At 71.7% G+C, this 23,550-nt stretch carries 18 protein-coding genes; 15 read left to right on the top strand and 3 right to left on the bottom strand.

Features of this window, described 5'->3' with window-relative positions; all coding sequences use genetic code 11:
* Positions 1–61 precede the first annotated feature (61 nt).
* Entirely contained in the window at positions 62–1,003 is a 942-nt protein-coding gene (locus ACIBJB_RS31265) for a 5-dehydro-4-deoxyglucarate dehydratase (protein ID WP_398935446.1), read from the top strand.
* Positions 1,000–2,160, top strand: a complete 1,161-nt coding sequence (locus tag ACIBJB_RS31260; RefSeq protein WP_398935444.1) for a hypothetical protein — start codon at positions 1,000–1,002, stop codon at positions 2,158–2,160. The genes ACIBJB_RS31265 and ACIBJB_RS31260 overlap by 4 nt, the downstream gene beginning before the upstream one ends.
* On the opposite strand, the gene ACIBJB_RS31255 is transcribed toward ACIBJB_RS31260, so the two are convergent.
* From ACIBJB_RS31255 to ACIBJB_RS31245, 3 genes are all read right to left on the bottom strand, one after another.
* On the bottom strand, positions 2,097–3,605 hold the full coding sequence (locus ACIBJB_RS31255) for an MFS transporter (protein ID WP_398935442.1): 1,509 nt from the start codon (positions 3,603–3,605) through the stop codon (positions 2,097–2,099). The genes ACIBJB_RS31260 and ACIBJB_RS31255 overlap by 64 nt on opposite strands.
* Positions 3,606–3,735: 130 nt before the next feature.
* On the bottom strand, positions 3,736–7,473 hold the full coding sequence (locus ACIBJB_RS31250; RefSeq protein ID WP_398935440.1) for a helix-turn-helix domain-containing protein: 3,738 nt from the start codon (positions 7,471–7,473) through the stop codon (positions 3,736–3,738).
* A gap of 160 nt (positions 7,474–7,633) precedes the next feature.
* Entirely contained in the window at positions 7,634–8,887 is a 1,254-nt protein-coding gene (locus ACIBJB_RS31245) for a hypothetical protein (RefSeq protein WP_398935438.1), read from the bottom strand.
* A 327-nt stretch (positions 8,888–9,214) separates the two neighbouring features.
* On the opposite strand from ACIBJB_RS31245, the gene ACIBJB_RS31240 reads away from it, so the two are divergent.
* The 13 genes from ACIBJB_RS31240 to ACIBJB_RS31180 all read left to right on the top strand — a co-directional run bounded on the left by ACIBJB_RS31240 (position 9,215) and on the right by ACIBJB_RS31180 (position 23,540).
* The gene (locus tag ACIBJB_RS31240) at positions 9,215–9,799 is read left to right on the top strand and encodes a TIGR03086 family metal-binding protein (RefSeq protein WP_398935436.1); all 585 of its coding nucleotides are present in this window, start codon (positions 9,215–9,217) and stop codon (positions 9,797–9,799) included.
* A gap of 213 nt (positions 9,800–10,012) precedes the next feature.
* The gene (locus ACIBJB_RS31235; RefSeq protein WP_398935434.1) at positions 10,013–10,768 is read left to right on the top strand and encodes an MBL fold metallo-hydrolase; all 756 of its coding nucleotides are present in this window, start codon (positions 10,013–10,015) and stop codon (positions 10,766–10,768) included.
* Positions 10,769–10,929: 161 nt separating this feature from the next.
* Positions 10,930–11,586, top strand: a complete 657-nt coding sequence (locus ACIBJB_RS31230; protein WP_057618286.1) for a GntR family transcriptional regulator — start codon at positions 10,930–10,932, stop codon at positions 11,584–11,586.
* Positions 11,583–12,494: a dihydrodipicolinate synthase family protein gene (locus ACIBJB_RS31225; protein ID WP_398935432.1), complete on the top strand. Its 912-nt coding sequence runs from the start codon at positions 11,583–11,585 to the stop codon at positions 12,492–12,494. Before ACIBJB_RS31230 ends, ACIBJB_RS31225 begins: the two co-directional genes overlap by 4 nt.
* The gene (gene araD, locus ACIBJB_RS31220) at positions 12,491–14,221 is read left to right on the top strand and encodes an L-arabinonate dehydratase (protein ID WP_398935430.1); all 1,731 of its coding nucleotides are present in this window, start codon (positions 12,491–12,493) and stop codon (positions 14,219–14,221) included. The genes ACIBJB_RS31225 and araD overlap by 4 nt, the downstream gene beginning before the upstream one ends.
* Before the next feature lie 154 nt (positions 14,222–14,375).
* Positions 14,376–15,311, top strand: a complete 936-nt coding sequence (locus ACIBJB_RS31215; protein WP_398935428.1) for a carbohydrate ABC transporter permease — start codon at positions 14,376–14,378, stop codon at positions 15,309–15,311.
* Complete coding sequence (locus ACIBJB_RS31210) at positions 15,308–16,204, top strand: carbohydrate ABC transporter permease (protein ID WP_398935426.1); 897 nt, start codon at positions 15,308–15,310, stop codon at positions 16,202–16,204. Before ACIBJB_RS31215 ends, ACIBJB_RS31210 begins: the two co-directional genes overlap by 4 nt.
* Positions 16,205–16,323: 119 nt before the next feature.
* A complete protein-coding gene (locus ACIBJB_RS31205) occupies positions 16,324–16,734 on the top strand; it encodes a hypothetical protein (RefSeq protein WP_398935424.1) in 411 nt (136 codons plus the stop codon).
* A 29-nt stretch (positions 16,735–16,763) separates the two neighbouring features.
* Positions 16,764–18,017, top strand: coding sequence for a polysaccharide lyase family 1 protein (locus tag ACIBJB_RS31200; RefSeq protein ID WP_398935727.1), 1,254 nt, complete (start codon positions 16,764–16,766; stop codon positions 18,015–18,017).
* On the top strand, positions 18,014–19,168 hold the full coding sequence (locus ACIBJB_RS31195) for a Gfo/Idh/MocA family protein (RefSeq protein ID WP_398935422.1): 1,155 nt from the start codon (positions 18,014–18,016) through the stop codon (positions 19,166–19,168). The genes ACIBJB_RS31200 and ACIBJB_RS31195 overlap by 4 nt, the downstream gene beginning before the upstream one ends.
* A complete protein-coding gene (locus ACIBJB_RS31190) occupies positions 19,165–20,010 on the top strand; it encodes a PmoA family protein (protein ID WP_398935419.1) in 846 nt (281 codons plus the stop codon). The genes ACIBJB_RS31195 and ACIBJB_RS31190 overlap by 4 nt, the downstream gene beginning before the upstream one ends.
* Positions 20,011–20,033: 23 nt before the next feature.
* Entirely contained in the window at positions 20,034–21,533 is a 1,500-nt protein-coding gene (locus ACIBJB_RS31185; protein WP_398935725.1) for a family 43 glycosylhydrolase, read from the top strand.
* Between the two features lie 33 nt (positions 21,534–21,566).
* Positions 21,567–23,540, top strand: a complete 1,974-nt coding sequence (locus ACIBJB_RS31180; RefSeq protein WP_398935416.1) for a pectinesterase family protein — start codon at positions 21,567–21,569, stop codon at positions 23,538–23,540.
* The last annotated feature ends 10 nt before the right edge of the window (positions 23,541–23,550 follow it).

Genomic DNA, 23,550 nt, shown 5'->3' with positions numbered 1-23,550 from the left:
AAACTTCGATCAGAATCCCGCACGCCCGTTTCTTCTCGTCCACTCGTTCTAGGGAGAGCCTGTGACGTCTGCCGACCTCGTCCATCGACTCGGCATCCCCAGCGGGCCGCTGTTCTTCCCGGTCACGGCGTACGGCGCCGACGGCTCGGTCGACCTCGACACATACCGCGCGCATGTGCGCCAGGGCGTCGAGGCGGGGGCCGCGGCCGTGTTCGCGTGCTGTGGCACCGGGGAGTTCCACGCGCTCACGCCCGAGGAGTTCGAGGCGTGCGTCCGCGCGGCCGTCGAGGAGACGGCGGGGCGGGTGCCGGTGGTGGCGGGCGCCGGATACGGCACCGCACTCGCCGTACGGTACGCACGGCTCGCCGAGGCGGCCGGGGCCGACGGGCTGCTCGCCATGCCGCCGTACCTCGTCGTCGCCGGGCAGGAGGGGCTGCTGCGGCACTACCGCGAGGTGACCGCCGCCACCGCGCTCCCGGTGATCGTCTACCAGCGCGACAACGCCGTCTTCACCCCGGAGACCGTGGTCGGACTGGCCCGCACCGAGGGGATCATCGGCCTCAAGGACGGCCTCGGCGACCTGGACCTGATGCAGCGGATCGTCAGCGCGGTGCGCACCGAGGTGCCCGGCGACTTCCTCTACTTCAACGGACTGCCGACCGCCGAGCAGACCCAGCTCGCCTACCAGGCCATCGGCGTCCCCCTGTACTCGTCCGCCGTCTTCTGCTTCGCCCCCGAGATCGCCCTCGCGTTCCACCGCGCCCTCATCGACGGTGACCGGGCCACCGCCGACCGTCTCCTCGACGGCTTCTACCGCCCCTTCGTCGAACTACGCGCGCGTGGCCGCGGATACGCGGTCTCCCTTGTGAAGGCCGGGGTCCGGATGCGGGGCCTCGACGTGGGTGAGGTCCGCCCGCCGCTGCACGAGCCGGGCGAGGATCATGTGAAGCAGCTCGCGGCGATCATCGAGCGCGGGTACGCGCTCCTGGAGGAGGCACAGTGAAGGCGTCGACGTTCGTCTACCCCTGGGACGTCAACGGGGACCCGGGGGCCGCGGACCGGATCGCCGGGCTCGGCGTACAGCAGGCGACCCTCGCCGCCGCCTACCACTCCACGCGCGCCCTGACCCCCCGCCACCCGCGCCACCGCATCGTCACCGCCGAGCACGCGTCCGTGCTGTACCCGACGGACGCACGCTGGGAAGGGCGCGAACTGCGTCCGTACGCGGCCGGCGACTGGGCCCCGGGCGACGCCTTCGGAGACGCTCTGTCGGAGCTCGTCCGGGCCGGTCTTGAGGTGCACACCTGGGTCGTCCTCGCGCACAACTCCCGCCTGGGCGCCGAGCACCCGAGCACGTCCGTCGTCAACGCCTACGGCGACCGCTACCCGTGGGCACCGTGCATCGCACAGCCCGCCACGCGCGCGTACCTCGTCGACCTCGCCGTCGAGGCGGCGCTGCGCCCGGGCGCGGCCGGCACCGAACTGGAGTCCCTCGGCTGGTACGGCCTCCAGCACCTGCACGCCCACGACAAGACCGGCGGGGTGCCGCTCGGCGACGCCGGGATGTACCTCATGGCGCTCTGTTTCTGCGGGACGTGCCGCGAGGGGTACGGCGAGCACGGGCTGGACGCCGACTCGCTGGCCGCCGCCGTACGGGCCGCCCTGGAGCCGCTGTGGCGGGGCGCGCCGGACGACGGGGGCTGGGCCGGGGTCGAGAAGCTGCTCGGCGCCGGTACGGCGGTGGCCACGCGCGCGTGGCGTGACGAAACCGCCCGTACGCTCCAGGAGTCGGCGGTCCGCGCGGTCCGCGCGGCCGCTCCCGAGGGCTTCCAGATCCTGCTGCACGCCGACCCCGTGACGTACCACGTCGGCGCCAACCCGGGTGTCGACCCCGAGCACATCCTGTCCGTCGCGGACGGTGTCGTCGTGCCCTGCGCGGGCGGACCGGACCTGCTCACGCCGTTCGCCCGGGCCCGCGCGGACGCGGTGATCGCCGCCAACTTCCCCGTCGTCTCGCAGATGGGCGGCAGCCCGGGCACGCTCGCGGCGGACGTGGCGCGTGCACGGGAGCTGGGCGCGACAGAGATCCGGCTGTATCACGCGGGATTGGCGTCGGACGGCGACCTGGACGCGATCCGTGAGGCACTGGCCGGCCTCTGAAACAGCGGTACGGCTGTGGCGAGCCACACCACGCCCAGGATGGCCGACAGCGGCCGCTGGTCGACCAGTTCGACCAGGGCCGCGCCGGCCGCGAGGCCGAGCACGTTCGGGGTGTACACCAGCGTGTGGGCCGTGGCGACGGCACGGCCCAGGAGCGCGTCCGGGGTCTCGCGCTGTACGGCGGTGAGCGCGGCGATCAGCACACAGGGGAGACCCGCGCCGATGGCCGCGCCGCACGCCAGGGCCAGCGGGTCGGACGGGACCGCCCGCAGGCCGGCGGCGACGGCGGTCAGGGCGATGCCGTACGCGGCGAACCGGCGCTCGCCCAGCCGCCGCAGCGCGGGCCCGGAGACCAGCCCCACCGCCACGGAACCGGCGCCCTGGACGGCGTACAGCGCACCGGCGTACGCGGGGGAGTGGCCGAGTCCGTCGATCACGGCGTAGACCAGCGCGCCGTTGAACCCGGCGCAGAGCATGGTGGTGCCGCCGGCCAGGACCAGGGGGCGGAGTATGGGGTGGGCCCCTATGTGGCGGGCTCCGGCGCCGACGGGAGTGCGCCTGGGCGGCCTCGGACGGCTGTCGGGTGAAAGGCGCCGGGACGGCTGCGGTGCGGTCTCGGTGGCCCGCGTGCGGGCGGACGCGTGCGCCGCCGCCGATGCCCGCCTGAACAGCGTGCGGCGGTCGGTGGTGGCCCGCCTGAGTCCGGGTGCCGTGCGCTTGAACGGCGTGGGGCGGCTGGAGTTGGTCGGGCGTCGCCCGGGTACCTTCGCCGTGGTCGCCGTGGTCGCCGTGGTCGCCGTGGTCGCCGTGGTCGCCGTTCGCCCGGACGGCTGGTCCCCGCCGCCAGCGCCCGTCGGCGGTGCGAGGGGATCCGGCCGGCCCTCGCGGACCCGCAGCCCGGCGTACAGCACCGCGGCGAGCACGAAGGTGATCGCGTCGAGGAGGGCCACGCCCGGACCGCCGTAGAGCGCGTAGAGGCCCGCGCCCGCGAGGGGGGCCACCAGCTTCATGCCCTCCGTGACCGCCGTCCGCAGACCGTTGAAGTCCCCGAGCAGCGACGGCGCGACGGCGCCCGCGACCAGGGCCGACTCCGCCGCGTCATGGACGACGCCTGCCACGCCGTACAGGAAGAGGACCGTGAGGACGAGCGGGACGCGGTCCGGGGAGTCGACGGTGAAGAGCACCGGCAGGAGGGCCGCCGGCAGCAGGTTCGCGCCGATCAGCAGGGGTTTGCGCGGGACACGGTCGGCGAGCGCGCCCAGCAGCGGGCCCGCCACGGTCGGCGCCCACATCGCGAGCATGCACAGCGCGGCCAGTCCGTCCGAGCCGGTGAGGTCCTTGACCCACACGCCCGACACCAGCCACAACGCCGAGGTGCCGAAGCCGGAGACCACGACCGCGGCGAGGAAGAACCCCGCGTCGCGGTCGCGCACGACGCGCAGCACGGGCCATGTCCGGGGTGTCCGGGGTGTCCGGGGTGTCCGGGGTGTCCTGGGTGTTCTCGTCATGCCTGGACATCGTGGATCTAAGGCCCTGGGGCGGGGATCGGGCAGATGCCCTGGATGTCCTCGCGGATCAGCCCCCCGCCGGGCACACGTCTCGGTAAGGGGCGTCCTGGATGTAGGTGTGCCACTGGGCACGCGAGAGCGTCGCGGCGGTGCCGGCGCAGATCGCGGTGGCCGCGTGGGAGGAGGTGACGGGGTAGCGCTGGAGGGGGGCGTGCGGGCTGGTGGCGTAGAGCGTGCCGCCGCGGGGGGTGAAGGCGAGGGAGACGATGCCCTCGCCGGGGGTGGTCAGGCCGCTGCCGAGGGGCTGCTGGTCGCTGGTGTCCCACAGCTGGAGCGAGCCGGAGTCGCCGGCGACGGCGAGGGTGCCGCCGTCCGGGCTGAAGGCCAGGGCGTCGACGGCCTCCGGGGAGCCGTTCGCCGGGGGGACGGGGAAGACGCTGGGCAGGACGCCGAGCCGGTGGGTGAGGCTGCCGTCCCACAGGGCGACGCGCCCCGACGCGTCGCCGACCGCGGCCCGGGAGCCGTCCGCGCTGAAGGCCACCGCCTCGGTCTCCTCTCCCAGGCCCACTGCCCGCCCCGTACCGGCACCGGAGGGCAGGGTGGTGAGGCGGTCGCCGGCGACGAGCAGGCGACCGTCCGGCCGCATGGCCAGCGCGGTGGGGTTCATGTCGCCGAGCACGGCGGTCCTGCGGCCGGTCGTGGTGTTCCAGGTCTCGCCGACGTAGCCGGTGGACGCGTCGCGGACGGTCACCAGCGACCGTCCGCCGGGGCCGAGGGCGATCGACTCCGCCGCCGCGGCGGCCGACGACGGTGCCAGGGCCGGCGTCGTGCGGACGTGACCACGCGCGAGGTCCCACAGGGCAAGCGACCGCGCCGAGGCGCCGTACGCGAAGGCCGTGCCGTCCGGGCTGAAGGCCATCAACGGCGGCGGCACGGTGTCCGACGCCGCCGTCTGCCCGGCTCCGTCGCCGACGGCGGGGAGCGGGGCGGCGGGCAGCGTACGCAGCAGGCGGCCGTCGCCCGTGTCCCGTAGCCGGAACGTGTAGCCGCTGTCGGACTCCTCGGCGGTGGCGAGCGTACGGCCGTCCGGGCTCAGCCGCACGGCGCTCAGCGGGGTGTCACGCCACGCGGAGGTGGTCGTCGGCCCCACGGCGAGCGTGTGCACCGTGCCCCCTTCGAGGTACCGCAACTCGGGCCGGTCGGGGTCCCAGGCGATGGCGCCGTACAGCCGCTGGTTGTTGAGGGAGTGGCGGAAGACGGGAGCATCGGGCGCGGAGAGCCGCCATACGGCGAGTTCGGCGGGGCCGGAGGCGGCCAGGAAACCGCCGTCCTCGCTGAAGGACACGGACGCGGCGTCCGGGTAGGCGATGTCCGCGACCTGATGCCCCGAGGCCGTGTCCCAGACGTGGACGTCCGTCTCGGAGACCACGGCGAGCAGGTGGCCGCGGGGGTCGAACTCCACGCGGGAGTCGTCGTCGCCGCAGGTCTTCGCGCCCGCGCTCGACCAGTCACCCGCCAGGTCGCGGTGCGAGGCGATGTCGTGGACCCGGATGGGACCGCTGACCGGGCAGACCGCCACCAGCCGGCCGTCCGCCGTGGCCGCCACGTTCGTCTCGCTGTCCGCCCGGGCCTCGAACAGCAGCCGACCGTCCGAGACGGCACGCAGTTGCTGCCGCGGCTGTTCGATGGCGCTCACCAGATAGCTCCGGGTGTCACCGCCGAAGGAGACGATGTTCTGCCCCGAGACCGGCGCCGGGCCGGCCCAGCGGCCCGAGGAGAGGTCCCACAGCCGCTCGCCCCAGTCGCCGTCGAGCTCGAGGAGCCGCCCGTCGCGGCCGGCAGCCGACGCTCCCGAGGTTCCCGCCGGCAGCCGCCCGGAGGCGATGGCCCGGTGGGTGACGGTGCTCCAGGTGCGCCAGGAACGGCCGTCGACGCTCAGCAGCACACGGCCGGAGCCGACGAGGAAGCGGGAGAACGTGTCACTCTGCGCGGGATCGGTGAAGGCGTCCCGCTCGGGCTGGGCCACGGCGTCCAGAAGGGCCGCGCGTGTCTCCGGCAGGGGCGCGATCCGCCAGGCGGCCAGGCTCAGCAGCATCGAGGTCCGCGGGTCCGTGGTCCGCATGGTCTCGGAGACCGCGGCGACCCGTCGGGCAGCGGTCTCCTCGTCGTCCCGGACCTCGGTGCCGTGCTGCTGCCAGGCGACCAGGCCGATCACCAGCGCCACGGCGAGCAGGCCGGAGAGCGTGGCGGCCAGGCGCCGGGTCCGCCGCCTGATGCGGGCGACGGCCTGCCGCTCCGCGTCGCGTGCGCCGAGGGCGGCGGTCAGGAACGCGCGCTCGGTCGAGGTGAGGTGCTCGTGCACCTCGCCCGGCGACCGCTCGCCCGGGGCGAACAGCTCAGCGGCTCGCTCCAGACGCACCCCCCGGTACAGGGCTCCCTGGTCGTGGCCCAGCTCCGCCCAGGCGAGCGCGGCCTCCCTCAGCCTGCGGTGCTCCGACAGCCGGACGCGGTCCTCGTCGATCCAGCCGCTGAGCCGCGGCCAGCAGCTGATGAGCGCCTCGTGGGCGAGTTCCACGGTGTCGCCGTCGAGGGTCAGCAGCCGGGCGGCGGCCAGCCGCTCCACGACCACCGGGAGTTCGGGGTCGGACCACTCGTCCAGCTCCGCGCGGCCGGCCGAACGGCGGGTGTCCGCCGTGCCCTCGCCCGGGGCGATCAGCCGCAGCAGCAGCCGGCGCGCGGTGACCTCCTGGGCGGGCGTCAGCGTGCCGTACGCCTGTTCCGCGGTGGCCGCGATCGCGCCGTGGACACCGCCCGCCGCCTCGTACGCGGCGAGGGTGAGGATGCGGCCGCGCCGCCGGCGCCAGGTCTCCAGCAGGGCGTGCGAGAGCATGGGCAGCGCGCCGGGCTGGTCGACGACCTCCTCGACGAGACGCGAGGTCAGCTCGCGTTCGACCACGAGGCCCGCCGCGCCGGCCGGACCGGTGACGGCCGCACGCAGCTCCGCCGGGCTCATCGGCCCCAGCAGCAGGCCGCAGTGGCGCAGGGCGTCAGCAAGTTCCGGGTGCTCGGCGCACTGCCCGTAGAAGTCGGCGCGCATCGCGATCATGGTGCGTAGCCGGGAGTGCGGGTCCCTGGCCGTGAGCAGCAGGTCGATGAAGCGGGTGCGCTCGGCCCGGTCCCGGCAGAGGGTGAAGACCTCCTCGAACTGGTCGACGATCAGCCAGCTGTCCGGCTCACCGTCCCCGGGCGCCAGCAGCCGGCCGTACGTGACCGCCGGCCGCTCGCCGGGGGTGACGATCCGCAGGGCAGCCGGGCGTCCCAGGCCCTGTGCGGCCTCCTGGGCGGCCGGGATCAGCCCGGCGCGCAGCAGCGAGGACTTGCCGCTGCCGGAGGCCCCGAACACCGCGGCGAAACGATGCTCCCGCACCAGGCCCAGCAGATCGGCCACGGGGCGGTCGCGGCCGAAGAACAGCTCACGGTCGCCCGGCTCGAACCGCGCAAGACCCCGGTACGGCGACGTCGTGTCGTCCTCGTGGGAATGGGCCGCCGTGTGCTCGTCGGCGGCCTCCTCGGCGGCGGTCTTCCAGCGCAGTTCCCACACGTCCGGGTCGGCGTCGCAGGCCTGCGCGTAGGCCCGTGCGACCGCCGTCGAGGGGAGCCGCTCGCCGGCCGCGGCCCTCGACAGCGTGGTCACCGAGACGCCGGTGCGCCGGGACATCTCCCGGTACGCGGGGTTGCCGGCCTCCCGGCGCAGCTGACGCAGGTCATACGCGAGCCTCTGGACCGGACCGGCGTCAGGGTCCACCGGGCGCTCGGGACGGCCCAATCGAAACTCCCCGGAAAGCAACAAACCACCTGTTGCCCGAACTATCGCGGAGTGACCGGTACCGGAACAATGCCCGGGCCGGTGACGTCGGTCACCGGCCCGGGCCCCGTGTCTCAGCGCGCTCGGCGCCGGGATCCGGTCACGCGTGCTCGTAGTAGGAGAGGTGGCTCTTCCAGTTGCCGACGGTGTCCGGGATGAAGGTGCCGCCGGGCGGGGTCACGATGAACTGGTCGTCCTTGGTGTTCGGGTCGGCCCGGTAGTTCAGCCCGTCACAGCTCACCAGAAGGCGCTCGGACGCGTTCTCGACCTCGTCGACGCACTTGCCGCTGTTGGACATCAGCTCGTCGCCGTCCATGAACCACCATTGGGTGGAGTCGCCGTAGTTGCAGGACTTCAGCACCACCTTGCCCGCGGAGGTGTAGCCGAGGCAGGAGTTGCCCTGGCCGATCAGGTAGCCGACCGCGCCGTCCCGGTTGGTGTGCGGCGTCTCGGCGACGTCCCAGGTGTAGTACGGCGAGTTCCAGTTGCCCGACCACAGGTTGTCGTGCACGTCGGAGCCGGTGGAGTGGGAGGGGATGCGGAACTGCAGGCCGTCGGCGATCGGCTGGCCGCGCTTCTCGGCGATGACCGGCTCGACGGAGCCGCCGCCGGTGTACGAGACGGGGAAGGCCCATGCGGTGGTGTGGGTGATGACGTAGTCCGCGGCGTTCTGGATGCTGCCGACCATGGCCGGTCCGGCGCTGCCGATGCGGTTGCCCACCGTCTTGAGGACGTTGCCGAGATCCTTGAGCGTGGCCCTGACACCCTGGCCGACGTATTTCTCGTCCAGCTTGTCGAGGCCGGAGAAGGTCAGCATGGAGATCGTGGCGTCGAAGAAGGCGGCCCCGACGCTCTTCCAGTTGATGTAGCCGTCGGTCAGGTACTGGAAGGCCAGGGCGCCGACGAATCCGCCGGTGAACGAGGCGAAGCGCACGCCCCACTTGCACCCGACCCCCGGACCGGTGAGCGAGCAGATCAGGGTGGAGGCGAGGATGGTGATCACCGCGTCGACGCCGATCTCGACCGCCCGTGCGGAGAGATAGGACCAGCCCGCCGTCTCCGCCTTGTGCATCTTGCTCGTGCAGTCGGCGAGGGCTTCCTTCTTCTTGGAGGCGACGATCTTCGCCTCCCGGGGCTTGACCGTGTAGGAAGCGTCCTGCACGGCGGCCGGCCCTGTCGTCACGGGGCGGGACGTCCGCTCGAACCCGGCCTCGAAGGCGTTGACCGTGTTGTCGCAGACCTGAGTGACCGAGATCTTGGGTGAGGCGGCCTTGAGAGCCGGTGCCCTCGCGTCGAGGACCGTGGCGGCCACGGCGGCGACCAGCACGGCGATGAGCAGTGTCCGTATCGGCACCCGTTGGAATGGGCGCCCACTGAACCAGGTCAGCACTGATGAGCTCCTTGGTCGGGATGAGTCGGATCAGCGGCCGTGGCGGTGCGGGTGTCGCCGGCACGCCTGGACCCCGGCAGGGGTCCGAACAAGCTCGATCCTCAGGCCGCCGAGGTTGTTGCCCAAGCCCCTCGCCGGGCCGGAAACAACGTGCTGACCTGCACGGACGTATCTGCCGCGGCCGCACCGATGAGTTTTCGGGATGCGGGCGGTCCACCCTGCACGGCCCCGGGCACCGTGCCCGGGAGTCGTGCCCGGGAACAGCGCCCCGGGCACCCTGAGGAGTGACGCATGACCGGCACGATCATCGACTTCGAGCCCCAGACCCGGATCATCGCCGGGCTGGCGGACGCCGTGACCGACGAGCGGCTCGCGGGCCCGACACCGTGTCCCGACCTCGCGGTGCACAATCTGCTGGGCCATCTGCTCGGCCTCGCCGCGGCCTTCCGTGACGCCGCCCGCAAGGACCTCGGCGCCACGACCGACACCCCGCCGACCGACTCCGTCCCGGACATCGGCCCCGGCTGGCGCGAGGAGCTCCCCAAGGTCCTCGACGAACTCGCCGAGGCCTGGCGCGACCCGGCCGCCTGGACCGGTATGACCCGCGCCGGCGGCGTGGACCTGCCCGGCGAAGTCGCCGCCGCCGTCGCGATCGACGAACTGGTCGTCCACGGCTGGGACCTGGCCCGCGCCACCGGCCAGACCTACGAGCCGGACCCCGCCGCGCTCCGGGTGACGTACGACTTCCTCCTCGCGGCGGTCGACGACCCCTCGCGCGGGGAGATCTTCGGCCCGGTCGTCCCGGTACCCCAGGACGCGCCGCTGCTGGACCGGGCGATCGGGCTCAGCGGGCGGGACCCGGGCTGGACGCCGTAACAGGGACCCGGCTGTCGTGGACGCCGTGACAGGGACCGGCTCTCGGGGACGACGTCGCGGAGGCGCCCCCGTCGGCGTCCCCTTCTCGCCGCCTCCGACACGGGCCCTGTCCGACGCACCCTGCCCGGCCGCCGTGTAGACACCGGTACGACCCCGCCGTAGAGGAACGGAAACCGGCGGCGGGCGGCAGGCCCGGACCGTACGCTCCCCACCATGCCGCCCCTCAGCCTCACCGTCCTCGGCACCGCCTCCCCGCACCCGGCGCCGGGCCGCCCCTGCTCCGGCTATCTGCTGCGCGGCGGGGGCGCCGAGGTGTGGGTGGACGCCGGGCCCGGCACCTTCGCGGAGTTGCAGCGGCACACGGATCCCTCCCGGCTGACGGCGATCTGGATCTCCCACCTGCACGCCGATCACAGCGCGGATCTGCTGTCCGCCGTGTACGCCTTCGCGTACGGCGGACTCACCCCGCCCGCCCCGATCCCGGTCTACGCGCCACCCGGCTGCGCCCACCGGCTCGCCGGGTTCTTCGGGCGGTCGGACGTGCGCTTCCTGGACGGCATCCTCGACTTTCATCCCCTGTACGACGGCCATGAGGTCAGGCACTGGAACCTCCGGCTTGTCTCCCGGGCCGTCGCTCACGACGCCGAGGCGTACGGGCTGCGCGCCGAGTGCGCCGGACGCGTCCTCGCGTACTCCGGGGACAGCGGGCCCTGCGCCGCCCTCGTCGAGCTCGCCGCGGAATCGGACGTGTTCCTGTGCGAGGCGGACATCGACCGGCATCACGAAGGCGAACAGGTCCACCTGACGCCCGAGGACGCCGGCGGCATCGCCCGCAAGGCCGGGGTGCGCGAACTGATCGTCACCCACGTCGGACCCACGCTCACCAGGGAGGCGGCCACCGCACGCGCGGCCGTCGCCTTCGCCGGGCGCACCAGTACGGCCTTCGAGGGCGCCACCCGGCTCGTCTGACCCTCCTCTTCACCGCAACTTCAACTTTCCTTGCCAGAAGCATTGACGAAACATGGCGCCCCTCCCTACCTTCAACGCGTCGTACTTCGTACGTCATATATGAGACGCGATACGCGAGATCAGATACGCAAGATCCGATACGCGAGATCCGAGAGGCGCGCATGACCTCTGTGCCCACGCCGATCCCCTCCCGCACGCAGTACGTGCTGGAGGAGATCAAACGCCGCATCCTCACCGGGCGTCTGACGCCTGGTCAGGCCCTGGTGGAGACCGAACTCGCCGCACAGTTCGGGGTGTCCAAGACCCCGGTGCGCGAGGCGCTCAAGACCCTGGCCGGGACCGGGCTCGTCGTGATGAGCCAGTACAAGGGCGTCACGGTGCGCATGGTGGACGCGGACATGGCGCGCGAGGTCTACGACGTCCGGCTGCTCCTCGAACCCGAGGCGCTGAAGCGGGCCGTACGGCGCGGGGCCTCCCTCGACGCGGCACGGGACGCGCTGACCCGGGCCGACGACGCCACCGACACCGCCGAACGCTCCCTCGCCAACCGGGAGTTCCACCGCTCCCTCTACCTGCCCTGCGGCAACCCGCTGCTCGGCCGGATGCTCGACGAGGTGCGCGACCAGGCCGCCCTCGTCTCCGCCGTCGCCTGGGCGGCCTCGCCCTCCTGGGAACGGGAGGCGGGCGAGCACCGGGAGATCCTGCGGCTCGCCCTGGAGGGCGACGCGGACGGAGCGGCCCGCGCCCTGCACGCCCACATCGCGTCCTTCGTGGAACGAGCGTTCCCCGGAGTGCTGGACGAGGAAGGTCAGGAATGAGCAGCGAGACGTTCGAGACCCGGCGGACGGCCCTGGCCGACGTGGTGGCGATCCCGGTGACCCCGTTCGCCGAGGACGGCAGCGTCGACCAGGACACCCACCGGGCCCTGCTGCGTCGGCTGCTCGACGGAGGGATCACCACCCTCACACCCAACGGGAACACCGGCGAGTTCTACGCCCTCACCCCCGAGGAGCGCCGTCTGGTCACCGAGTTGACCGTCGAGGAGGCCGGGGACGGGGCGAACATCCTCGTCGGCGTCGGTCACGACGTCCCGACCGCCGTGGCCTCCGCCCGCCATGCCCGCGAGCTCGGCGCCGGGATGGTCATGGTCCACCAGCCCGTCCACCCCTACGTCTCGCAGGGCGGCTGGGTCGACTACCACCGCGCGATCGCCTCGGCCGTCCCGGAGCTGGGCGTCGTTCCGTACATCCGCAACGCCCAGCTCAGCGGCGACCGCCTGGCCGAACTCGCCGACGCCTGCCCGAACGTGATCGGCGTGAAGTACGCCGTCCCGGACGCGGCCAGGTTCGGCGCCTTCGCACGGGACGCGGGACTCGAACGCTTCGTGTGGATCGCCGGGCTCGCCGAGCCCTACGCGCCCTCCTACTTCTCGGCGGGCGCCACCGGCTTCACCTCGGGGCTGGTGAACGTCGCCCCCACCGTCTCGCTCAACATGATCGAGGCGCTCCGATCCGGTGACTACCCGGCCGCCATGAAGGTCTGGGAGCAGATCCGCCGCTTCGAGGAACTCCGCGCGGCGAACGGCTCCGCCAACAACGTCACCGTCGTCAAGGAGGCCCTCGCCTCCCTCGGCCTGTGCCGCCGCGACGTGCGCCCGCCGAGCCGCGAGCTGCCCGAGGCCGAGCGCGCCGAGGTCGCCGCGATAGCCGCGGGGTGGTCGATATGACCGACAGGAAGCGTCCCGAAGAGCTCAGAAGCCACCAGTGGTACGGCAGCGAGGGCCAGCTGCGGACCTGGTCGCACAACGCCCGGATGCGCCAGCTCGGTTACGAGGCCGAGGAGTATCAGGGCCGCCCGGTGATCGCCGTCCTCAACACCTGGTCGGACATCAACCCCTGCCATGTCCATCTGCGCGAGCGCGCCGAGGCGGTCAAGCGGGGAGTGTGGCAGGCCGGGGGCTTCCCGCTCGAATTCCCGGTCTCCACCCTCTCGGAGACGTACCAGAAGCCCACCCCGATGCTTTACCGCAACCTCCTCGCGATGGAGACCGAGGAACTGCTGCGGTCGTATCCGATCGACGCGGCGGTGCTGCTCGGCGGCTGCGACAAGTCGACCCCTGCGCTGCTCATGGGCGCGACCTCGGCCGACGTCACCTCGATCTTCGTGCCCGCGGGGCCGATGCTGCCGGGGCACTGGCGGGGCGAGACCCTCGGGTCCGGCACCGACATGTGGAAGTACTGGGACGAGCACCGCGCGGGCAACCTGACGGACTGCGAACTGCGGGAACTGCAGGGCGGGTTGGCGCGCTCTCCCGGGCACTGCATGACCATGGGGACCGCGTCCACGATGACCGCGGCGGCGGAAACCCTTGGCATGACCCTGCCGGGTGCGTCCTCGATCCCGGCCGTCGACTCCGCGCACGAGCGGATGGCCGCGGCCTCCGGGCGGCGCGCCGTGGAACTCGCCTGGACCGGTCTCAGGCCGTCCGAGATCCTCACCCGCGAGGCCTTCGAGGACGCCGTCACCACGGTGCTCGGGCTCGGCGGCTCCACCAACGCGGTCATCCATCTGATCGCCATGGCCGGCCGGGCGGGCATCAAGCTCACCCTGGACGACTTCGACCGCATCGCGCGCACCGTGCCGGTGCTGGCGAACGTCCGGCCCGGCGGACAGACGTACCTCATGGAGGACTTCTACTTCGCCGGCGGTCTGCCCGCCTTCCTCTCGCGGATCACCGACCTGCTCCACCTGGACCGGCCGACCGTCAACGGCACCCTGGGCGAGCAGATCGCGGGGGCCGTCGTCCACAACGACGATGTCATCCGTACCCGCGAGAACCCGGTCGCCGACGAGGGCGGGGTCGCCGTCCTGCGCGGCAACCTCTGCCCGGACGGCGCCGTCATCAAGCACATCTCCGCCGAGCGGCACCTGCTCAAGCACACCGGCACCGCGGTCGTCTTCGACGACTACCGGACCATGCAACGCACCATCAACGACCCGGCGCTGAACATCACCGCCGACAGCGTGCTGGTGCTGCGCAACGCCGGACCCAAGGGCGGCCCGGGCATGCCCGAGTACGGGATGCTGCCCATCCCGGACCATCTGCTCAAGCAGGGCGTGCGGGACATGGTCCGGATCTCCGACGCCCGGATGAGCGGGACGAGTTACGGCGCGTGTGTGCTGCACGTGGCGCCCGAGTCGTACGTCGGCGGACCGCTCGGCCTCGTGCGCACCGGGGACAGCATCACCCTCGACGTCGAGGCACGCGCTCTCCAACTCAACGTGGACGACGAGGAGTTGGAGCGCCGACGGTCGGAGTGGACACCGCCGCCCGCGCGTTACGAGCGCGGCTACGGCGCGCTCTACAACGAACAGATCACCCAGGCCGACACCGGCTGCGACTTCGAGTTCCTCGCCCGCCCGGGCAAGGTCGCCGACCCGTACGCGAGCTGAACCACGACCCGCTTGCGCGGGCGGCACCATCACACAGCACGAACTGGCACAGCACAGCACAGCACGAACTGGCACAGCCATGTGCAGAGAGAAAGCGCTTCCCGCACCACGAACGCACGTCGCACGTCCGACGTACTGAGAACGGAGAACAGTCATGGCCCAAGCCGCAGCCGTGGCGAAACCGCCGGCGCCACCCCGGCGGCGCCGCGTCTCCGCCACGCCACGCAGGTTGCCGTACCTGCTGATCGCGCCGGCGGCCCTGCTGATGCTGGGCTTCATCGCCTACCCGGTCATCAGCGTCTTCTACTACAGCCTGCAGAACTACAACCCCACCAAGCCCTGGCGCAACGGGTACGCGGGCTTCGACAACTTCGTCCAGATCTTCACCAAGGACCCGCAGTTCTGGGACACGCTGACCTTCAGCGCGAAGTGGGTCTTCGTCGAGGTCGGACTCCAGCTGCTGTTCGGCCTGGCCCTCGCGCTGATCGTCAACCAGAGCTTCGTGGGCCGGGGGCTGGGGCGCGCGATGGTCTTCTCACCGTGGGCCGTCTCCGGTGTGCTGACCTCCGCGATCTGGGTGCTGCTCTACAACTCCCAGACGGGCATCACCCGTTACCTCGCCGACATGGGCATCGGCTCCTACGGCACCAGCTGGCTGTCGGACACCTCCACCGTCTTCTCGGCGGCGGTCGTCGCCGACCTGTGGCGCGGTGTGCCCTTCTTCGCGATCCTCATCCTCGCCGACCTCCAGTCCGTCTCGAAGGACCTGTACGAGGCCGCCGAGGTCGACGGGGCCAGCCGCTTCAAGCAGTTCTGGCACATCACGCTGCCGCACCTGAAGGACGCGATCATCCTGTCCACGCTGCTGCGCGCGGTGTGGGAGTTCAACAACGTCGACCTGCTCTACACGTTGACCGGTGGCGGACCGGCGGGCGAGACCACCACCCTCCCGCTCTACATCGCCAACACCAGCGTCGACGCCCACAACTTCGGCTACGCGTCCGCCCTGACCACGGTCGCGTTCGTGATCCTGCTCTTCTGCTCGATGGTCTATCTGCGGCTGAGCAAGTTCGGAGGCGGTTCCAAGTGATCACCAAGGAGGCCACGGAGGTCGCACCCGCGCCCGTGCGCGAGACACTCGAACCGCCGCGCTCGGTCAAGCACCGCCGGTCCTGGGACGAGGTCCCGCGCTGGCAGATCTACACACCGCTGTCGATCTACCTCGTCTTCACACTCATCCCCTTCTACTGGATCCTGCTCTTCGCGCTGCGCCCGGCCGGCTCGACCTCGCTCGTGCCCTGGCCGATCACCTTCGACCACTTCAAGAAGGTGTGGACGGAGCGGGCCTTCGGGACCTACTTCGAGAACAGCGTGTACGTCGGCCTCGCCACCCTGGTGATGACGACACTGGTCGCCCTGGCCGGCGGATACGCCCTCGCCCGGTTCGACTTCAAGGTCAAGAACGCGTTCATGCTGGCCCTGCTGTGCTCGCAGTTCGTGCCGGGTGCGCTGCTCCTGGTACCGCTGTTCGAGATCTTCGCCGAGCTGAAGATGATCAACTCGCTGGGCAGTGTCATCATCGCCGAGACGGTGTTCCAGCTGCCGCTGTCGATGATCCTGATCAGCAACTTCATCAAGAACGTGCCGTACTCCCTGGAGGAGGCGGCCTGGGTCGACGGCTGCAACAGGATGACGGCCTTCAGGATCGTCGTCCTGCCCCTCCTCCGGCCCGGCCTGATCGCCGTCGGTTCCTTCGCCTTCGTGCACTCCTGGAACCACTTCCTGTTCGCCCTGATGTTCCTCAACAACCAGGACAAGCAGACGATCCCGGTCGGCCTCAACACCCTGATGAGCGCGGACAGCGTCGACCTCGGCGCGCTGGCCGCCGGCGGCATCATCGCCGCCGTCCCCGTCGTGATCGTGTTCGCCTTCATCCAGAAGTGGCTGATCACGGGCTTCAGCGCGGGGGCGGTGAAGGGATGAGACTCCGTCGGATCAGCGGGATGTGCGTCGGCCCGGTGCCGACCTGTGCCGGGGTCGGTGCGGCAGCCGGAGGTTGCCGTGTCAACCGGGTTCAGCGAAGCGGCGAGGGCCAGGGCGAGGTGAGCCTCCGGTGGGCTTCGGTGGTCGGTGCCGGGCTGCGTGGTGCGCGGCTCGTGGCCGGGCGGCTGGTCTTCGTGGGTTCGGCCGGCGGTGCGGCGGCTGACGGCGGCGGTGTCCCCGTGGTCGCCGGCCGGGCCGCGGGTGCTCCGGTGGGGGCGATCGTCGGTTGCCGTGCGGTGATGCGTGACGGCGGTCGTCGTCCCGAGCTGCCCGCGCGCGGGGGCATGGGCGGGGCCCGGGGCGCCCGGACGTCGCGGGGTGCCGGACTCGACGTGGGGGCGAGTTGCCGTGCGGCGGTGCGTGACGGCGGTCGTCGTCCCGAGGTGCCCGCGCGCGGGGGCAGCTGCCGGGCCCGCGCCGCCCGGAAGCCGCAGGGTTCCGGACTCGACGCGGAGGCGGTGGCACGGTGAGGCTCCGTCAGATAGCGCTCGCGGGCGTCATGGTGGGGCTCCTCTGCCTCCCCGCCCACGCCGAGTCCCGCGACATCAGCCGGGACACCCTGCCCGCGAACGACGGCTGGGCTTCCGCGGGAGAAGGCACCACCGGAGGCTCCGCCGCCGACGCGGCACACGTCTACACCGTCACCGACCGGGCCGGACTGGTCCGCGCTCTCGACGGCGGCAGCGCCACTCCGAAGATCATCAGGATCGCCGGGACCGTCGACGCCAACACCGACGACGACGGCGACCACCTGGACTGCGCCGACTACGCCACCGACGGCTACGGCCTGAAGAAGTACCTCGCCGCCTACGACCCCCGCACCTGGGGCGCCGCCAAGCCCAGCGGCCCGCAGGAGGAGGCCCGCCAGGCGTCCGCGAAGAAGCAGGCCGAGCGGGTCGAGCTGCTCGTCGGGTCCAACACCACGATCGTCGGACTTGGCGACAAAGCGGTCCTCAAAGGCGGCAGCCTCCAGGTCAGGAACGCCGCCAACGTCATCATCCGCAACCTCGACCTCCGCGACGCCTACGACTGCTTCCCCGTCTGGCAGCCCAACACCGGCGGCCTCGGCGACTGGAAGACGGCGTACGACACCATCTGGCTGACCGGCTCCACGCATGTGTGGGTCGACCACGTGACCTTGAGCGACAAGGGCCACCCCGACGCCGCCGAGCCCACCTACTTCGCCCGCAACTACCTCCGCCACGACGGCCTGCTGGACATCACCAACGGCTCCGACCTGGTCACCGTCTCCTGGAGCCGGTTCGCCGACCACGACAAGGCGATGCTCATCGGCAACAGCGACACGGCCACCGGCGACCGCGGCAAGCTCCGGGTCACCCTGCACCACAACCAGTTCGAGTCCGTCGTGCAGCGCGTGCCCCGTGTCCGCTTCGGACAGGTGCACCTCTACAACAACCGGTACGTCGTACCGGGCGACGACTACCGCTACTCCCTCGGCGTCTCCACCGAGTCCGCGATCTACGCCGAGAACAACGCCTTCCACACCCCGGGCCACATCGAGGCGGCCGATCTGGTCAAGAGCTGGAACGGCAGCGCGCTGCACCAGACCGGCACCCTCTTCAACGGCTATCCGGTGGACCTGCTCGCGATCCACAACGCCTACAACTCGGGCAGCGAGCGTGACCTCACGGCGGACGTCGGCTGGACGCCTACCCTGCACACAAAGATCGACAGCGCCGAGGCGGCCGACCGAGCGGTGGCCCGCGGCGCGGGCGCAGGGAGGATCCCATGAGCACCGTAGACATCGTCCTGGCGGGCGCGCGCGGCCACGGCCGCTGGCACCTGGAGAACATCCGCCGGCTGCAGGACAAGGGGATCGTACGACTGGCGGGGATCTGCGAGCTGACCCCGCTGACCGGCGACGAGATCCCCGAAGGGCTGGGCACGCCCGAGCAGTCCGGCGACTTCGGCGCGCTCCTCGACTCCACCGGCGCACGGATCGCGGTGATCTGCACCCCGATCCCGACCCACACGGACCTGGCGCTCGTGGCGGCCCGGCGGGGCGTGCACATCCTGCTGGAGAAGCCCCCCGCCCCGTCGTACGCCGAGTTCCGCCGCATGGCCGACGGGGTCGCCGCGGCCGGGGTCGCCTGCCAGATCGGCTTCCAGTCGCTGGGCTCGCACGCCGTGCCCGCGATCCGTGAGCTGGTCCGGGAGGGCGCGATCGGCGCGGTGACCGGGATCGGCGGGGCCGGTGCCTGGGCACGCGCCGAGGCGTACTACCGGCGTGCGCCCTGGGCGGGCAAGCGGCGGATGAACGGCGTCGACGTGATCGACGGCGTGCTGACCAACCCCCTCGCACACGCCGTCGCCACCGCGCTCGCCCTGAACGGCACCACCCGCGCCGAGGACGTCACCCGTATCGAGACCGAGCTGCTGCGCGCCAACGACATCGAGTCCGACGACACCTCCTGCGTCCGCGTCACCACCGCGAACGGCCTCCAGGTGACCGTCGCCGCCACCCTGTGCGCCGAGGACCCCGACGAGCCGTACGTCGTCGTGCACGGCGACCGCGGCCGGATCACCTACTGGTACAAGCAGGACCGCGTGCTGCTCCAGCGGGCCGGTCACGGCCCCGAGGAGTACGAGTACGGCCGCACCGACCTGCTGGAGAACCTGGTCGACCACGTCACCGACGGCGATGACCTGCTCGTCGTGCCGGAGGTGACGGGCGCCTTCATGAAGGTCGTCGAGGCGATCCGGACGGCCCCGGACCCGACCCCGCTCCCGGCCACGGCCTGGCACCGCCTCCCCGACGAGGAACGCCGTGTCGTCCCCGGCATCGACGGACTCGTCGCGGCCGCCGCCGACAGCCTCGCCCTCTACTCCGAGCTGGGCGCCGACTGGGCCCGGCCACACGTCGCGAACGAGGTGAGCACATGACGACCCCCGATTCCCCGGTCCTGCGTGTCGCGGGCCGCCCGGTCGGCCGCTACGTCACCCGGCCCGAGCTGCCCGCCCGGCTCTCCCCGCGCCCCTACCTGCACCCCGTCACCACCCTGGCCGGCACGGCGGTCACCGAACTCAGCCCCGCCGACCACATCCACCACCTCGGCGTCGGTGTCGCCGTTCCCGACGTCGAGGGGCACAACTTCTGGGGCGGGCGCACCTACGTCCGCGACCAGGGCCCGACCGAGCTCGACAACCACGGCGCCCAGCGCCACAACTCCTTCCAGCTCCGCGACCCCGACGGCTTCGTGGAGGAGCTGCGCTGGGTCGCCGCCGGAACCGAGCTGCTGCGCGAGCGCCGTACCGTCGCCGCCACCGAACTGACCGGCGCAGCCTGGGCGTTGGACTTCACCTTCTCGCTCACCAACGTCACCTCGGACCCCCTGTCGATCGGCAGCCCCGCGACCAACGGCCGCCCGGGCGCGGCCTACGGCGGGTTCTTCTGGCGGGCCCGGAAGGAACAGGACGCGCCGGACGTCTTCACCGTCGACCGCGAGGGCGAGGACGCGATCCACGGCACCCGCGCCGACTGGGTCGCCCTCACCGGCGCCACCTGGACGCTCGTCTTCGCCGGGGCCACCGAACAGACCCGCCGCGACCCCTGGTTCGTGCGCGCCGACGAGTATCCGGGGGTCGGCTCCTCGCTGGCGTACGACGCAAGGCTGCCGATCCCGCCCGGCGAGACCGTCGTACGGCGGATCGTCACCGTCGTGGCCGACGGACGCCTGCCCCGGCTCGAGGCGGCGGCCCTGGTACGGAAGGCGGTCAGCCAGTGACCCACCCGAGCCCGAACCCGCCGGTGACGTACACGAATCCGATCCTGAACGCCGACTGGTCAGACCCGGACGTGCTCCGCGTCGGCGACGACTTCTACCTCACCGCCTCCAGCTTCGGCCGGGTCCCCGGCCTGCCGCTGCTGCACTCCCGCGACCTCGTCAACTGGACCCTGATCGGGCACGCCCTCGAACGCCTGGAACCGGCGGGTGAGTTCACCAAGCCCCGGCACGACTGCGGGGTCTGGGCGCCCTCCCTCCGCTACCACGACGAACGGTTCTGGATCTTCTGGGGCGACCCCGACCAGGGCATCTTCCAGATCAACGCCCCCGGGATCAGGGGCCCTTGGACCCGTCCGCACCTCGTCAAGTCGGGCAAGGGCCTGATCGACCCCTGCCCCCTGTGGGACGAGGAGACCGGCGAGGCCTACCTGGTGCACGCCTGGGCCAAGTCCCGTTCGGGGGTGAAGAACCGCCTCACCGGCCACCGCATGGACCTGGACGGCCGTGAACTCCTCGACGAGGGCAAGGTAATCGTCGACGGCGACCGGATCCCCGGCTGGTTCACCCTCGAAGGCCCCAAGCTCTACCGGCACGACGGCTGGTTCTGGATCCTCGCCCCCGCCGGGGGAGTGGAGACCGGCTGGCAGGGTGCCTTCCGCTCGCGCGGGTTCTTCGGCCCGTACGAGGAGAAGATCATCCTGGAGCAGCGGGACACCGACGTCAACGGGCCGCACCAGGGCGGCTGGGTGCGCACCCCATCAGGCCAGGACTGGTTCCTGCACTTCCAGCAGAAGGGCGCCTACGGCAGGGTCGTCCATCTCCAGCCGATGCGCTGGGGCAACGACGGCTGGCCGGTGCTCGGCGACGACGGCGCCCCCGTCGGCGTACACGTCAAGCCCGACCTGCCGCCGCAGCCGGACGCGGCGCCCGCCACCGACGACGACTTCCCCGGCGGACGCTTCGGCCGCCAGTGGCAGTGGACCGCGAACCCGCAGCCCGGCTGGGCCACCCACCACTCGGGCGACGGGCTACGGCTCACCTGTGTCCGTTCGGCCGACGCGCACGACCTGCGCAAACTGCCGAACGTCCTCACTCAGCGGCTGCCCGGCACGCCATCGGCGGTCGAGGTGGACCTGCACCTGCACAGCGAGGAGCCGGGGGCCCGCGCCGGACTCGCCGTCCTGGGCGATGCCTTCAGCTGGATCGGGCTCCAGCGCGGGGCCGACGGGAGCGTCCATCTCGTGCACCGGTTCGCCGAGGGCGTCGCCGAGCAGGAGCGGGACGCCGACCATCCGCGGCCGGCGCCCACCGGACGGGCACGGTTGCGGATCGAGATCGGCGCCGGGGCCCGCTGCCGGTTCTTCCATGACGTCGGCGACGGCCTGCGCCCCAGCGGCCCCGTCTTCGCCGCCACCCCCTGGCGCTGGGTCGGAGCCCTGCTCGGACTGTTCGCCCTCGCGCCCGCCGGAGGAGGACACGCCGGGGCGGCAACCTTCTCGCACTTCAGGATCGACCCCCTGTAACGCACCGAACCCGTAAGCCTGTTGGGAGCCGCAATGACGCAGCACCTTCATAGCAAGCGCTTGCAGAGACCGGGATACGGCACGGTCCTGGCCGCTGTCCTCGGCCTGGTGGCCGCGCTGAGCCTCGGGGCGATCGGGCAGGCCAAGGCTGCCGAGAAGACCCCGGTCGACCGCTGGAGCGACCGGGCCCACGGCTTCGCCTCACTCGCCGGCGGTACCACCGGAGGGGCCGGCGGCAAGGTCGTCACCGTCACCGACCAAGCAGCGCTGGCCACGTACGCGGCGGCCGAGGAGCCGTACGTCATACGGGTCTCGGGCGCGATAGCCGTCGAGCCCTTCGGCTCGGACATCGTCGTGGCCTCGAACAAGACGATCATCGGCGTCGGTGACACCGGCGAGATCGTCCACGGCGAGCTTCATCTCAACCCCGGCACGCACAACGTGATCATCCGCAACCTGACGATCCGTGACTCGTATGTCGAGGGCGACTGGGACGGCAAGACGACCGACTTCGACGCGATCCAGATGGACACCGTCGACCATGTCTGGATCGACCACAACCGCTTCACGCACATGGGCGACGGGCTGCTCGACATCCGCAAGGACAGCCGGTACATCACCGTCTCCTACAACCAGTTCACGAACCACAACAAGGCGTTCGGGATCGGCTGGACCACCAATGTCCTCACCGAGATGACGATCGACCACAACTGGTTCCGCGGCACCAAGCAGCGCAACCCCTCGGCGGACAACCTCGCCTACGCCCACCTGTACAACAACTACCTGTCCTCGCAGGTCGCCGACGGTGACCCGGTGTGGACGTACGGGAACTGGGCGCGCGGCAGGACGAAGATGGTCATCGAGAACAGCTACTACGACGGTGTCCAGCATCCCTACCAGGCCGACGCCACCGCCGAGTTGGTGCAGCGCGGGTCGATCCTGAGGAACACGACCGGGCGAACGGACGCGTGGGGTACGGCATTCGACCCGCGGTCCTTCTACGACTACCGGCTGGACCCGGCCGCAGCCGTGCCCTCGCTGGTGTCGAGGTTCTCCGGACCGCAGCAGCGGATCGGGGTGACCCTGCACGTCCCCGGTGACTACCCGACCGTGCAGGCCGCGGTGGACGCCGTGCCCGACGGCAACGCCGTGCCGGTGACGATCGCCGTCGCACCGGGTACCTACCGTGCCAAGGTGTACATCCCGGCGACCAAGCCCAGGATTGTGCTCCAGGGGACTGGACACGACCGGTCCGACACCGTCATCGTCTACGACACCCCCGCCGAGTACGGCGGTTCGACGGGCAGTGCGACGGTCCGGATCGCCGCGAACGACGTCACCGCCCGCCACCTCACCTTCAGCAACGACTTCGACGAGGCCGCGGTCGAGCTGAAGGGCGAGCAGGCCCTCGCGATGAAGACGACCGGTGACCGGATCGTCTTCGAGGACACCGCCTTCCTGGGCAACCAGGACACCCTGATGACCGACAGCCCCAAGCTGGACGTGATCAGCCGGGTCTATATCCGCGACTCGTACATCGAGGGCGATGTCGACTTCGTCTACGGCCGGGCGACGACGGTGATCGAGCGGTCCGTGATCCGGGCGCTGAGCCGGGGCTCGGACTCCAACAACGGCTACATCACGGCCGCTTCGACCTGGACGGGCAACCCGTACGGGTTCCTGATCACCCGGTCGAAGATCGTGAGCGACGCGCCGGACCAGTCCTTCCACCTGGGGCGGCCGTGGCACCCGGGCGGTGAACCCGCCGCCGTGGCCCAGGTGTTGATCCGCGACACCGAGCTGCCGGCCGCCGTGAAGTCCTCGCCGTGGACCGACATGAGCGGTTTCTCGTGGAAGGACGCGCGGTTCGCCGAGTACCGCAACTCCGGGCCGGGCGCGGCCCCGAGCGCCGACCGGCCACAGCTCGGTGCCGCCGACGCGAGGACCTACACGGTCGCGAACTACCTCAAGGGCACCGACGGCTGGGCGCCGTACGCCCGCCACTGACTTCCGGGCG

This window comes from Streptomyces sp. NPDC050759 (assembly GCF_044456945.1).
Lineage (GTDB): Bacteria > Actinomycetota > Actinomycetes > Streptomycetales > Streptomycetaceae > Streptomyces.
The sequence above is the reverse complement of the archived record's forward strand: the minus strand, read 5'-3'. Positions and strand labels throughout refer to the sequence as shown.